Raw genomic sequence first — 12,814 nt, 5'->3', positions numbered from 1 at the left:
AGCTTTGCCTCAATAGTAGGTAGGACGTACTACCTACTATTGAGGTGTGAGTCAATCTGAAGGGCTTCGCTACCGGCAAATGCGGTAAGTGCGGCTTGCATTTCATTCGTGGAGAAAGGACCTCCATGCCCTTCGGTTTCTATGATGCGCAATTGACTGGCAGGCCATGCTTTATGCAGTCGCCAGCCAGTTATCGCGGGTCCGCTAAAATCTCTGCGCCCACAGATCAGAACTGCTGGAATATGCGAAATCCTCTCCATGCTGTTGAGGATTTCGCGGCCATCGCGCATAAAGCCGTCATTGGCCCAGTAGTGGGTGACAAGCGTTGCGAAAGCGAGCCCAACCATCTCGTCGAAACGGCTATCGATTGGTGTCCAGTTGGGGTCGAGCGAAATATGTGTCGATTCCCATTGGTTCCAATCTCGTGCAGCCTGTAGACGATCCCTCAGACTACCGCTTGCCAGGCGTCTGGCATAGGCTTCCACAACACGTTCGCCGTCATGTTTGAGGGAGGACATGTCAAAGCGCCCCCATGCCTCCGGAAACAATGAACCAATACCTTCAGTGATCCAGTTCACTTCCTCTCGGCAGGTGGTTGTTACCGCAACGAGCACCATTTCTGAGACATGTTCTGGATGTGCCTGCGCATAGGCGAGTGCGAGTGTTGCGCCCCACGATGAGCCTGCAACCAGCCACCGATCAATACCCAGATGTTTACGAACTGCTTCGATATCTTCAATCAGGGTTTTCGTATTATTGAGATGAAGCTGATCGAGATCGTCTATCGCCAGAGGGCGGCTGCGCCCGCAACCTCTCTGATCAATACCGATAACGCGGTATTTTTCTGGGGCGAAGCGCTGCCGATAGTTGCCAGATCGCAAGCCGCTTCCCGGACCGCCGTGCAAGTAAAGCGCCGGTTTTCCATCGGAATTGCCAGATGCTTCCCAGTAAATCTCATTGCTGTGCGATACGGCAAGAAGGCCGCTGTCGAAGGGGTGGTATTGGGGATAGGACATCGGCGCTCCGGCTATAAAACCGGGCATAAAAAACCTCACCCGGTGGGATTCCGGGTGAGGCTTCTCATAAAAATATCAATTGCTTATGACAGCGTCCCGGCAAGTGCCTTCTGGATCAGAGCGCGGGTTTCGTCGATGCCATAAAGAGCGACGAAAGAACCAAAGCGAGGGCCGCGTTCCTGGCCGATCAGCACTTCATAGAGCATCTGGAAGAAGGAAACCGATACGCCGGGACCACCTTCAGGGCTCTTCTTGGTGTGATCCTGATATCGTTCGATTGCGCGAGCCACGTCCAGAATAGCATTCTGAATGTCATTGCCATCGGTGCCAGCGGGAAGAGTTGAGAGTTTCTCATCCAGCGCTGCAAGTGCTGCTCGTTCCACATCGTCCGGTGCGCGGAACTGCTTGGTCGGCTTGACGAAATCGTTGAAGTAACGGATCGCATAGCCAACGAGCGCGTCGAGTTCCGGATTGTTTTCAGGTGTAACACCCGGTACATGACGCGAGATGAAGCCCCAGAGAACAGCCGGATTTTCGGCATTCGATGCGCTCACCAAGTTGAGCATCAGCGCGAATGTAATCGGCAGGTTCACCTTCGGCGGGTTGCCATAATGAATATGCCAGACCGGATTGTTCAGACGGTCTTTCCACTCCTGACGCTCATAAGCAGCGAGATAGGTGAAATACTCGTCCACGGCCTTCGGGATCACGTCGAAATAGAGCTTCTTCGCGGTCTTAGGCTTCTGGAAATTGTAGAGCGCAAGGCTTTCGGTCGGCGCATAGGCCAGCCATTCGTCGATGGCAATACCGTTGCCCTTCGACTTGGAAATCTTCTGGCCAATTTGGTCGAGGAACAGCTCATAGACGAAATGTTCTGGCGCACGACCGCCCAGAATTTCGCAAATGCGGTCGTAAATGCCCGCATTGGTCTGGTGATCCTTGCCGAACATTTCGAAGTCCACACCAAGAGCTGCCCAGCGCATGCCGAAGTCTGGCTTCCATTGCAGTTTCACATTGCCGCCAGTGACAGACAGGGTGGTTTCAACGCCATCTTCATCGTCAAAAGTAACGGTGCCGGCCTTGGCGTCCACGCTTTTCATCGGCACGTAAAGCACGCGACCAGACTTTGGCGAAATCGGCAGGAATGGGCTGTAAGTCGCCTGTCGCTCTTCACCAAGCGTTGGCAGCATGACTTTCATGATGTCGTCGTAACGTTCGACGGCCTTCAGCAGTACCGCATCGAACTTGCCTGACTTGTAATATTCGGTAGCACTTGCAAACTCGTAATCGAAACCGAAGGTATCGAGGAAGCGGCAGAGCATGGCATTGTTATGTTCTGCAAAGCTATTGTATTCACCACCAAATGGGTTTGGCACAGCGGAAAGCGGTAATTGCAGATAAGGCTCAAGTGCGGACTTGTCTGGCACATTGTCCGGGATCTTACGCATGCCGTCGAGATCGTCGGAGAAGCAGATAAGGCGCGTCTTGACCTTGTCTTCCGTCAAAATGCGAAATGCATGACGCACCATCGAAGTGCGGGCCACTTCGCCAAAGGTGCCAATATGCGGCAGACCCGATGGGCCGTAACCGGTCTCAAAGATCACCGTTTCCGGCATGCCGGTCTTTGCATAACGCTTCAGGATTTTTTTAGCCTCTTCAAAAGGCCATGCTTTCGCTTCCGCGGCCGCCGCGGTCAGTTCCGGGGTCAGCGTAATGTCGGGAAGGCGATGCGAAGTCATGGTTTTATCCTGATATCCTGTGAAGGGCTTTATTCGTTGAAAACGGTGTATGTGTACACGCTTATGCTCTATGGCGCGCCCCGGCGCGCGCGTCAATCTTTGCTAACCTTATTGCTACCGAATTTCCTTGCGCAAGTGTGATAGGCTTCCTACGTTTCCCGTCGATTGACCTTAAGTTTTGATTCCGATCGCCTGGTGCAGGAGCATTTGATGAACAAGATTTCACCGCAGGACGCTCTCGTCTACATCATGGTGACGACATCCGCAGCCGATACGGCGATGACTGACGCAGAGCTTGCTTCCATCGGCAATACGGTTTCGCGCTTGCCAGTATTCCAGGGGTTTGACTCCAAACACCTGCCGAAACTTGCAAGTGATTGCTACGCGCTTTTGGCCGATGAAGACGGCTTGGAAAAAATTCTCGATCTTGCGCATGAGGTACTGCCTGAAAGGCTTTATGAGACGGCTTATGCATTAGCCGTTGAGGTGGCCGCCGCCGATCTTCATGTGGAGCAGGAAGAACTGGAGTTTCTTCAGATGCTGCGTGATCGCTGGGATCTTGACGAATTGACGGTTGCGGCAATTGAACGTTCTGCGCGTGTGCGTTTCCGCAAACTCGATCCGGCAGTCTAACTCAGGCTCTATGCGCCGCCGATTTGTGTGGCGAAGCGCTTGCGATATTCAGCGGGCGTGACGCCGACATGGCGGACAAAGGCGCGGCGAAATGTGTCCGCGTCTGAAAATCCGCAATGGGCCGCAACCCGTTTTGGGGCTTCATGTCCCAGTTCCAGAAGCCTTCTTGCTGTGTTCACGCGAGCCTCTTCAACCCATGTTGTGGGTGTAACACCAACTTCGCTGCGAAACAGTCGCGAGAAATGGCGGGGGCTTAGGTCCATTCGCCCTGCAAGGCTGGCGACACTATGATCAAGCGCCGGATTGGCGGCGACCCAGCGCTGAAGCTCTTGCAACGCGCCGCGACCCGCCGGAACCGCTTCGCCTTTCCGGCTGAATTGCATCTGACCGCCAGGGCGCTTGAAAAACATCACCAACTGGCCTGCAACACGCATGGCAATCTCTCGACCAAGATCCTCTTCGACGAGCGCCAGTGCCAGATCAAGGCCTGCTGTCACGCCTGCCGCCGTGCGTACGGGGCCGTCACTTATCTGTATGGAATCTTCATCGACATGGACTTGCGGATACTGGCTTGCAAGCGTTTGTGCAACGGCCCAGTGCGTGGTGACGCGCCGTCCGTCGAGAAGGTCGGCCGCTGCCAGAAAGAAAGCGCCGCTGCAAACTGAACCATAGCGCCGAGTTTTCGGTGCGTTGAGGCGCAACCAGTCTAAAATGGACTTGTTTACCGGACGCTCAGTCATATTGGGGCAGCCGGCGACAAGAAGTGTATCTATGGGTTCGTTTGGCGCGTCATCGATTACCCAATCCGGTAATAGTTTTACCCCTGATGAACTGCGCAGTGGGCCGGGCGTACTTGCTGCGACCGCAAGTTTATAAACCTCTCGTCCTGCCTGCGTATTGGCTTCCGCAAAGACGTCGAGCGGACCGGATACATCGAGCAATTGGACACCAGGCAGTGCAATCATAACGATGCTTTTTTGTCTTAGCTGGCGCTGGCGTCCGCATTTATCTCTATTTGTCCGAATTTAAAGTGTAACGACGATTGCGGACAAAATAGACCAATTCTATCCTCCTGACCAGTAACAACCCTCAAGACAACAGGAGAAACCAATGTCCTCTATCGGTAAAGGCGCAGCGATCCCGGATAGTACGCTGGCGAGGGCGATCACAGATTACATCCGTGACACTGAAACAGACCTTCTGTTTAATCATTCCAGCCGTGTCTATCATTTTGGTGCACTGGCTGGCCTCCAGCGCGGACTGAAGTTCGACCGTGAATTGCTCTATGCCGGGGCGATGTTCCACGATATCGGCCTCATGCCGAGCCACAGCAGTGACCATGAGCGTTTTGAGGTTGATGGCGCTCATGCTGCGCGTGATTTCCTGCGTAGTCACGGCATTTCAGATGAAGATGCCTATACCGTCTGGACGGCCATCGCGCTTCACACGACACCGGGCGTGCCGCAGCATATGCACCCAGTCGTGGCGCTTGTAACCGCTGGCGTTGAGATGGATGTGTTGGGACTGACCTATGACCAATACACGGATGCCGAACGTGAGGCCGTGGTCACAGCGTTTCCGCGCTCGCCGAAGTTCAAGGAAGATATCATTCAAGCCTTCTATGACGGCATAAAGCACAAGCCGGATACGACTTTCGGCAACGTCAAGGCTGATGTCATCGCCGATAAAGAACCGCATTTCCATCGCGGAAATTTCTGTAGCGTTATCCGCTGCTCACACTGGCACGGTTAGCCTATCAGCCAATAAGCAAGAGCGCCCCCATTGGGAGGCGCTCTGTTTGTTTTAGAGTGCTGTGCACCCTCTTGGGCGCATAAAGGTCGCTCTAACACTTTATATTTACAGCATAATTTTAACTTAAACTGATTCAAGTTTAAGGAATTATGCTGTAGCCGAATTTTCAGCAAAGGACGGGAAGCCGTCGAGCTTTGCGCCATTCGATTGCCGTCCGCATCAGGTGGGCAGCATCCGCGAATGTTGCGTTTTCCTTCCAACGCTCCGTGTGGATAAGATTGGACGGAATGATGTCCTTCAATGCTTCAAGCGTATGACGAGGCACTGTGTCGGTACAGCTCCACAAACGTCGGAAAACGACACTTATACGCGTGACCTTACCGTTGATTGCTACGACTGGTTCTGCTGTTTCCAGGTTCCAGTGCTCATAAGCATCGACTGCGTCCTGAAATGCGTGATGCAAATAGATCGGTGCGTGACCGTCATGAAGTGGGGGCAGCAAACTAGACATTTCTGTTTCCTCTCTTCCAATGGTGGTTCAGCTTCAGGCATTTACGGAAACTTCGATACAGGACTCCGCAAATGCGGTTCAAGAAGAGCTGATATTGGCTCTTCATGCATGTGCCGTATCAGTATTCTCCTCACGAAATACGACAACACATAATTAACTATGATCTATGGAAGAGTGGGTGTTTGGCAAGGAGAAAATTTCTTTAGATGCGCTGAACGGGAAAAAACAGTTCAGCTGCAAGCGAGGTATTTCAGCTGCTTATACGCACAAACTTTAGTGATTTTTTGCGGCTTCCAAATTAGGTTCATTCTGAAAAAGAGGAACAGTTTTCGATATTTATTGCCACGGTGACAGAATTTGCCCTGCAATTAATTCAAGGCCAGTGTAGACAAGAAAAACGGGAATTGAATTTCAGAGGCAGTGGCATGGCTCGGTTTATTGCATCGCGCAGAGCATTTCTGGTTGGCTCAACTTCGCTGGTGGCTCTGCCGCTTTTACCGCGATGGGCGGCGGCGGAAGACAAGGCGCAAAAGGGTGGGCGGCTGGTTGTTGCTGCGGATTCTGAACCGCGTAATCTCAACCCGGCTATCGTCGCTTCGAACGGTGTCTTTTTCGTTGCAAGCAAAGTGATAGAGCCACTCGCCGAAGCTTCTTTCGATGGTGAGAATGGTCTTGAGCCACGCCTCGCAACCAGCTGGAAAGGTTCTGACGATGGGCTGACCGCCACCTTCCATTTACGCGAAGGTGTAAAGTGGCATGATGATACGCCTTTCACATCCGCAGACGTCGCTTTTTCTGCGATGGAAGTCTGGAAGCCGTTACAAAACCTCGGACGTGTTGTGTTCAAGACGCTCGAAAAAGTTGAAACACCGGACGAGCATACGGCTGTTTTCCATTTCAGTGAGCCAACCCCCTTCCAGCTTATCCGCAATGCGCTGCCTGCGCTGACTGCCGTTCTACCGAAACATGTTTTTGAGGGCACTGACATTGCTGCAAACCCGGCCAATGAAAAACTCATCGGCACTGGACCTTTCAAATATGCCGAACACAAGACCGGTGAATATTATCGGCTTGCGAAGAATGAGAATTATTGGGCTGAGGGTGAGCCTTATCTTGATGAAATCATCTATCGTGTGCTGCCGGACCGTGCAGCAGCAGCTGGAGCGCTGGAAGCGGAAGAGATCGACCTGGCAGCATTTTCTGCTGTCCCTCTCGCTGACCACGACCGTATCTCAAAAGTACCGGGGCTGACGGTTGTTTCCAAAGGTTATGAGGCGCTTACCTATCAGCTGGTGGTGGAGATCAATCATCGACGCAAAGAACTGGCAGACTTCAAGGTACGGCAGGCAATAGCCCATGCCATTGATCGCGATTTTGTGGTGAAGACCATTTTCCTTGGCTATGCCAAGTCTTCGACCGGACCCGTTCCGCAATACGACAGCCAGTTTTATACTGACGATGTCGCTGCTTATCCCTTCGATGTGGAAAAGGCGAACAAGCTTCTGGACGAGGCTGGCTACAAGCGCGGTAATGATGGCATGCGCTTTGAGCTGAAACTGCTGCCAGCACCTTATTTCAATGAAACCAAGCAGTTTGGCGATTATCTGCGGCAAGCGCTTGCGGTTATCGGAATTGATGCGCGTATCGTCAACAATGATTCCGCTGCACATCAGAAGGCGGTTTATACGGATCATGATTTTGATCTCGCAATCGCGCCAACTGTTTATCGCGGTGATCCTGCTATTTCGACCACCATTCTGGTTGAAAGTGGAATTCCTGCGGGCGTTCCGTTCTCCAATCAGGGTGGCTACGCCAATGCAGAACTGGACGCGGTGATTGCCAAAGCCGCGCATGAAATCGATGAAAAGAAGCGCACTGCGCTTTATCATCAATTCCAGCAATTGGTTGAAGGCGATCTCCCGCTCATCAACGTGGCCGAATGGGGCTTTATAACGGTCGCTAACGAGCGCGTGAAAAACGTCTCCAACAATCCACGCTGGGCAGTCTCTAACTGGGCGAATATCTGGATTGCACAGTGACGAACTGTAAGGTTGATAGTATCGTCGGCTCGTGACGCAGATTCTTGCTCTTTTCAGGAAACGATTGATCGGCAGCATAATCGTGCTGCTGATTGTTATCATTGGTTGTTTTCTGTTGCTGGAAACAGCTCCCGGCGACGCTGTGGATGCCTATGCCGTCAGTTTTGGCGGCGATGCTGCAGCTATTGCCGAAATGCGCGCCCGCTGGGGGCTGGATCAGTCAATCTGGCACCGGCTTGGCGCTTATCTTGCCTCCCTTTTTCAAGGCAATCTTGGGTGGTCCGTCAGTTTTAATCGCCCCATTCTCGATGTGATCTTTGAGCGTCTGCCCAACACATTGTTGCTTATGGGTACTGCGACTGCGCTGTCTTTTGCCGTCGGGTCAGCTTTGGGTATTGTGGCCGGTGCAAAGCCCGGCAGCTTCCGCGACCGTTTTCTGTCTGTCGCCTCGCTTGTGCTTTATGCCATTCCCGGTTTCTGGTTGGCGCTGGTCCTGGTGATCCTTTTTTCGATCCGGTTGCGCTGGCTGCCGTCGAGCGGGATCGAAACCATTGCCTCCGGTAAAGAAGGATGGGCTCGCGCCATCGATATAGCGCGCCATTTGGTGCTGCCGGTTGTGTCGCTGGCGCTGATCTATCTGGCGCTTTATCTCCGTGTCATGCGTGCTTCAATGGCCGATATCTGGCGCATGGATTTTGTCCGTGCATTGAAAGCGCGCGGTATCTCGCGCCCGCGCATTGTGTTGCGGCACGTGGCGCGCAATGCATTGCTTCCGCTTGTGACTATGCTGGGGCTGCAAGCAGCTTCCATGCTTGGCGGGAGCGTCGTGATCGAAAGCGTCTTTGCCGTGCCGGGTCTCGGACGACTGGCGCAGGAAGCAGTCGCAAGCCGTGACACACCGTTGTTGCTTGGTGTCATTCTGACGAGCGCAATCATGGTGATCGGGGTCAATTTCCTCGTCGATCTTCTTTATCTCTGGCTCGATCCGCGCATTGCTGCAGGAAAGGCCGGGTCATGAGCGGGTTCAAACGCTATTTCGGAACCGGTGAGGGCATTGCGGGTGCGATTATTCTGCTTGTGTTGATCTCTGCAGCTCTCATCGCGCCCACGCTCTTTCCTGGCGATCCACTGCGCATTGTTGCATCACCTTTGCTTGCGCCTTTCGACAATGCGTCTTTTCCGCTTGGAACAGATCGGCTGGGTCGCGATGTGCTGGCCGAGCTCTTTCATGCAAGTCGCACATCGCTGATCGTGGGTCTTACTGCCGCCGCCGCTTCCATCTTGATAGGAAGCATCGTCGGAACGTTGGCGGGGTTCGCTGGCGGACTTGCCGATGAAGTGCTGATGCGAATAACGGAAGCTTTTCAGACCGTACCGGGCTTTCTCCTGGCGCTTGCTTTGGTCAGCATTGCCGGACCGTCGCTTCCAGTATTGGTTGCTGCAATCGCCCTGTCGAGCTGGACGCAGGCGGCACGCCTAACACGGGGGCAAGTGCTGTCTATCCGCGAGCGCGACTATGTGGCGTCTGCCCGCGTTATTGGAATGCATCCGCTGGAGATTGCTTTCCGGCAGATATTGCCCAATGCATTGCCGCCAGTTTTGGCGCTTGTGCCGGTGATTGTTGCGTCCGCTATTCTGATTGAAGCCGCATTGTCATTTCTCGGATTGGGTGATCCCAATCGCGTGACATGGGGCGGCATGATCGCTGAAGGGCGCACAGTCCTGCGTTCTGCGCCGTGGCTGTCGATCTTGCCGGGGTTGGCACTGGCGCTTACTGTTGTCGGTGTTTACCTCGCAGGCGAGGGGATTACCACAGCATCGGCCCAAAAATCGCAATCGATTATTGGAAAGCACGATGCATAGGTTCAATAGTTCAGAGCGTCCTTTGTGCGCCGAAGAGGGCGCACGGCGCTCTAGTACGGCTGCACGACGAGTGGTGCAATCATGACCCCCCTGGTGCGACTTGACAATCTTGGCATTCGTTATGGTCAGGATGCGGCTTTGCGAGGTGTTTCTGTCGATATCGAGGCTGGTGAAATCCTCGCTATTATTGGTGAAAGCGGCTCCGGCAAGAGCACTCTGGCGCTGGCAATAGCCGATCTTCTGCCTGTCAATGCTACGGTGTCAGGCTACATCAATTGGCGAGATGGGCAGCCGAAGCCGGGCCGCGATATCGGGTTTGTATTTCAAGACCCAGCTTCGAGCTTCGATCCGCTGATGCGTGTTGGCGCGCAACTGGTTGAGACAATCCGCGCTCACGAAAAGGTCGACGGCAAAGCGGCAAAACGCAAAGCGATCAGGCTTTTAGAACGGGTTCATATTCTCGAACCGGAAGACAGTTTCTTGCGATATCCGCACCAGTTTTCTGGTGGTCAGAAGCAGCGCATCGCCATAGCTCTTGCCATCGCTGCAAATCCGCGTGTGTTGATTGCCGATGAGCCGACAAGTGCGCTCGATACAATCGTGCAGAAGGAAATCGTGACGCTCCTGCGCGAACTGGTGCGCGCAGATGGCATGACGTTGATTTTCATCACGCATGACATTGCACTGGCCTCAAATTTGGCAGATTGCATTGCCGTATTTCATCGTGGTGAGCTTTTGGAAAGCAGCACCGCGCGCGAGATTATTGGCAATCCACAAAGCGACTATACGAAGGCGCTCATCAGTGCCGTTCCCCCGCTGGAGTCAACTCATGGATAAGGCTCTGCTGCAGGCAAGCGAACTCAGCGTGCGCTACGGCGATAAGCTCGCACTTGAACGGGTAAGCCTTGAAATCTTCCAAGGCGAAACGTTGGCGCTCGTTGGTCCTTCGGGCAGCGGAAAATCTACGCTTGCGTGCGCATTGTTGCGACTACATACGCTTGATACAGGATCAATCCATTTCGAGGGCGAAGATTGGCTCAGACCACAAGGTTCGGTTCTTCGCAGGCGTCGCGCACGCTTACAGATGGTATTTCAGGATCCGCTTTCCGCATTCAATCCGCGTGCGACTGTGCATGAAGTGCTTCGGGAGCCGCTGCGTATTCACGGGCTGAAACGCGATATTGCCGAGCTTATGCAGAAGGTCGGCCTTGATCCCAAACTGGCGACACGCGGTGTGCATGAGATTTCCGGCGGTCAGCGTCAGCGGGTGGCAATTGCACGTGCGCTTGCCACATCGCCATCGCTCATCGTTCTGGATGAAGCTGTCTCGGCACTTGATGTGACGGTGCGTGGTGCAATTCTGAAATTGTTGCAGGAGATACAGAAGGCCGAAGGCACGGCCTATCTGTTCATCACGCATGATCTGGCGGTTGCTGCACAAATGGCGGACCGCATTGCGGTGATGGAGCGCGGGCGGATTGTTGAATGTCGCCCGACGCAGGAGCTGATCGCAGCGCCGCAAGCGCCTGTTACAAAGGCGCTTATCGAAGCTGTTCCGAGGATTCTGGTTTAGACCTTCCCAAGCTCGATCGAACGCTTGCGCGCGGCGTCAACGGCCTCGGCAACCAGATTCTTGAGGCGATCTTCTCCCATCAAAATGTCCAGTGCAGCTGCAGTGGTACCCTTGGGGCTTGTCACCTGTTCGCGCAGTTTTGTCGGGCTGTCGTTGCTTGCTGCTGCAAGTGCACCGGCGCCCATAACAGTTTGCATGGCAAGAAGTGCCGCGGTTTCACGCGGAAGACCAGCGGTGACGCCGGCATCGGTCAATGCTTCGATGAAATGGAACACATAAGCAGGGCCGGAGCCGGAAACAGCGGTCACCGCATCCATCTGCGCTTCATCATCGATGCTTGTCACCTTGCCGGATGTCTTGAGAAGGCTTTTTACAAAAGCCGCATCATCCTCACTCACATTGGCGTTCTTGTAGGTCACAAGCATGCCCTTGCCGATTGCAGCCGGTGTATTGGGCATGCAGCGCATGATCCGGGCGTCACTGCCAAGATGCTGTTCAAAAAATGAAACAGGAATACCTGCTGCCACGCTGACAAAGGTCGCGTTCGGTGCAAAACGCTTATAAGCAGGCAAAACGTCGCCCATGACCTGTGGTTTGACCGCGATGAGGATCATGCGCGGGTTGAGATCATCGGACAGGGAGTCCGCACTCGAGCAGGCATTAACTCCAGCGCCAGCCGCGCGGCTCTGAAGTGCCTCTGATGGTTCGACGACATGCACATTCTCGGATTGCAAAATGCCGCTGTCGAGCCAGCCTTTCAGCATGGCGAAACCCATATTGCCGCAACCAACGAGAATAACTGTATCTTGCATGAGAATGTTCCGCCTTCATGAATCGAGTGTTGAAGCACTGTCGTTTATTGTGTCCGGTATAGCCTTCCGTAGACACAAATCGCAAGGCTGGATGGTAAAAAGTCCGAAGGGTGATACGGCTTTATCAGTCCAAACTTGGGAGAAATTCGTTGTTGAATAAAAGTGGTTTTATAGATAACTCTCGTTTCTGAGATTGAACATTGACTGATAATTCTATTGTAAAACATCGCTTTAAAAGGTGAAGCAAATGCTTGGAAGAGCTTTCCATATCGTGCGTGTCGCTGCGATTGCGGCAGGTGTCATGGTTGCCGGTATCATGGCTGCAGGTGCAGCGGCTGCTGAAAAACCTACCGGTCCCAAATGGGGTGTTGAAGAAATCAGCAAACTGTCTGATGCCGATCTTGTGGTTTCGTCACCTGCGGGAAAAGCCTTTATGGACAAGCTGGCTCCAGACCACGACAAGGCTTGCGGCGTACCGGACGAAAACCGCCCGGATTTCGATGAGTATTGCTCCTGGGCATTCAACAACGATGAGGCTGACTTTGATATCCTAGTCGGCATCAAAGACAATAAGATCGTCAGCTTCGTAGCCTCCTACACACCGGAAAAAAGCGACGTCTGGGTATGTGAAGCAACGAAGAAGGACATTCCTGAAAGCGATTTGCAGACCTGTAATGTTCGCTCTGCCGATGAAAAGAGCCGCACGCATTGGTCAGCAAGCTGGGAAAGCTTCCTGAATTCGATCAACTAAACCCTTGGGGCGTTGATGGTTATATTGAGCGACGCTGACGCAAGTTAGCGTCGCTCTCAATTTATAATTTTGCTGTGATTTATTGATTGCTTACTTTTTTTGTTCCAAGATGCTGAGCAAATAGC

13 protein-coding genes are annotated in these 12,814 nt (G+C 53.3%); 8 read left to right on the top strand and 5 right to left on the bottom strand.

The genetic code is table 11. The features are described from left to right. Nucleotides 1–29 precede the first annotated feature (29 nt). A complete protein-coding gene (pip, locus tag CES85_RS03050; RefSeq protein WP_095444584.1) occupies nt 30–1,016 on the bottom strand; it encodes a prolyl aminopeptidase in 987 nt (328 codons plus the stop codon). A gap of 83 nt (nt 1,017–1,099) precedes the next feature. Next, entirely contained in the window at nt 1,100–2,755 is a 1,656-nt protein-coding gene (locus CES85_RS03045) for a lysine--tRNA ligase (protein WP_095444583.1), read from the bottom strand. Nucleotides 2,756–2,965: 210 nt separating this feature from the next. On the opposite strand from CES85_RS03045, the gene CES85_RS03040 reads away from it, so the two are divergent. Further along, nucleotides 2,966–3,388 carry a tellurite resistance TerB family protein gene (locus CES85_RS03040; RefSeq protein WP_095444582.1) on the top strand — a complete coding sequence of 141 codons (423 nt, stop codon included), beginning with the start codon at nt 2,966–2,968 and terminating at the stop codon, nt 3,386–3,388. A gap of 8 nt (nt 3,389–3,396) precedes the next feature. On the opposite strand, the gene CES85_RS03035 is transcribed toward CES85_RS03040, so the two are convergent. Continuing rightward, nucleotides 3,397–4,353, bottom strand: a complete 957-nt coding sequence (locus CES85_RS03035) for a GlxA family transcriptional regulator (RefSeq protein ID WP_095444581.1) — start codon at nt 4,351–4,353, stop codon at nt 3,397–3,399. Between the two features lie 145 nt (nt 4,354–4,498). Here CES85_RS03035 and CES85_RS03030 point away from each other — a divergent pair, with 145 nt between their 5' ends. Next, the gene (locus tag CES85_RS03030; RefSeq protein ID WP_095444580.1) at nt 4,499–5,140 is read left to right on the top strand and encodes an HD domain-containing protein; all 642 of its coding nucleotides are present in this window, start codon (nt 4,499–4,501) and stop codon (nt 5,138–5,140) included. Nucleotides 5,141–5,306: 166 nt separating this feature from the next. Here CES85_RS03030 and CES85_RS03025 read toward each other — a convergent pair whose 3' ends face one another. Beyond that, entirely contained in the window at nt 5,307–5,651 is a 345-nt protein-coding gene (locus tag CES85_RS03025) for a BRA0787 family protein (protein WP_095444579.1), read from the bottom strand. Between the two features lie 425 nt (nt 5,652–6,076). Between CES85_RS03025 and CES85_RS03020 the strand changes: the two genes are divergently transcribed. The 5 genes from CES85_RS03020 to CES85_RS03000 all read left to right on the top strand — a co-directional run bounded on the left by CES85_RS03020 (nt 6,077) and on the right by CES85_RS03000 (nt 11,126). After that, nucleotides 6,077–7,690: an ABC transporter substrate-binding protein gene (locus CES85_RS03020; protein ID WP_095444578.1), complete on the top strand. Its 1,614-nt coding sequence runs from the start codon at nt 6,077–6,079 to the stop codon at nt 7,688–7,690. A 31-nt stretch (nt 7,691–7,721) separates the two neighbouring features. Beyond that, nucleotides 7,722–8,708 (top strand): ABC transporter permease, encoded by a 987-nt coding sequence (locus CES85_RS03015; protein WP_095444577.1) that lies wholly within the window; start codon nt 7,722–7,724, stop codon nt 8,706–8,708. After that, nucleotides 8,705–9,553, top strand: coding sequence for an ABC transporter permease (locus CES85_RS03010; RefSeq protein ID WP_095444576.1), 849 nt, complete (start codon nt 8,705–8,707; stop codon nt 9,551–9,553). Before CES85_RS03015 ends, CES85_RS03010 begins: the two co-directional genes overlap by 4 nt. An 81-nt stretch (nt 9,554–9,634) precedes the next feature. Beyond that, a complete protein-coding gene (locus CES85_RS03005) occupies nt 9,635–10,390 on the top strand; it encodes an ABC transporter ATP-binding protein (protein ID WP_095444575.1) in 756 nt (251 codons plus the stop codon). Next, the gene (locus CES85_RS03000) at nt 10,383–11,126 is read left to right on the top strand and encodes an ABC transporter ATP-binding protein (protein WP_095444574.1); all 744 of its coding nucleotides are present in this window, start codon (nt 10,383–10,385) and stop codon (nt 11,124–11,126) included. Before CES85_RS03005 ends, CES85_RS03000 begins: the two co-directional genes overlap by 8 nt. On the opposite strand, the gene proC is transcribed toward CES85_RS03000, so the two are convergent. Continuing rightward, nucleotides 11,123–11,938: a pyrroline-5-carboxylate reductase gene (proC, locus tag CES85_RS02995; RefSeq protein ID WP_095444573.1), complete on the bottom strand. Its 816-nt coding sequence runs from the start codon at nt 11,936–11,938 to the stop codon at nt 11,123–11,125. The two genes, CES85_RS03000 and proC, sit on opposite strands and share 4 nt — an antisense overlap. A gap of 247 nt (nt 11,939–12,185) precedes the next feature. Between proC and CES85_RS02990 the strand changes: the two genes are divergently transcribed. After that, nucleotides 12,186–12,689: a hypothetical protein gene (locus CES85_RS02990; protein WP_095444572.1), complete on the top strand. Its 504-nt coding sequence runs from the start codon at nt 12,186–12,188 to the stop codon at nt 12,687–12,689. Nucleotides 12,690–12,814: the final 125 nt, after the last annotated feature.

This window comes from Ochrobactrum quorumnocens, assembly GCF_002278035.1.
GTDB lineage: Bacteria > Pseudomonadota > Alphaproteobacteria > Rhizobiales > Rhizobiaceae > Brucella > Brucella quorumnocens.
This window is presented reverse-complemented; position numbering and strand designations above follow the sequence as displayed.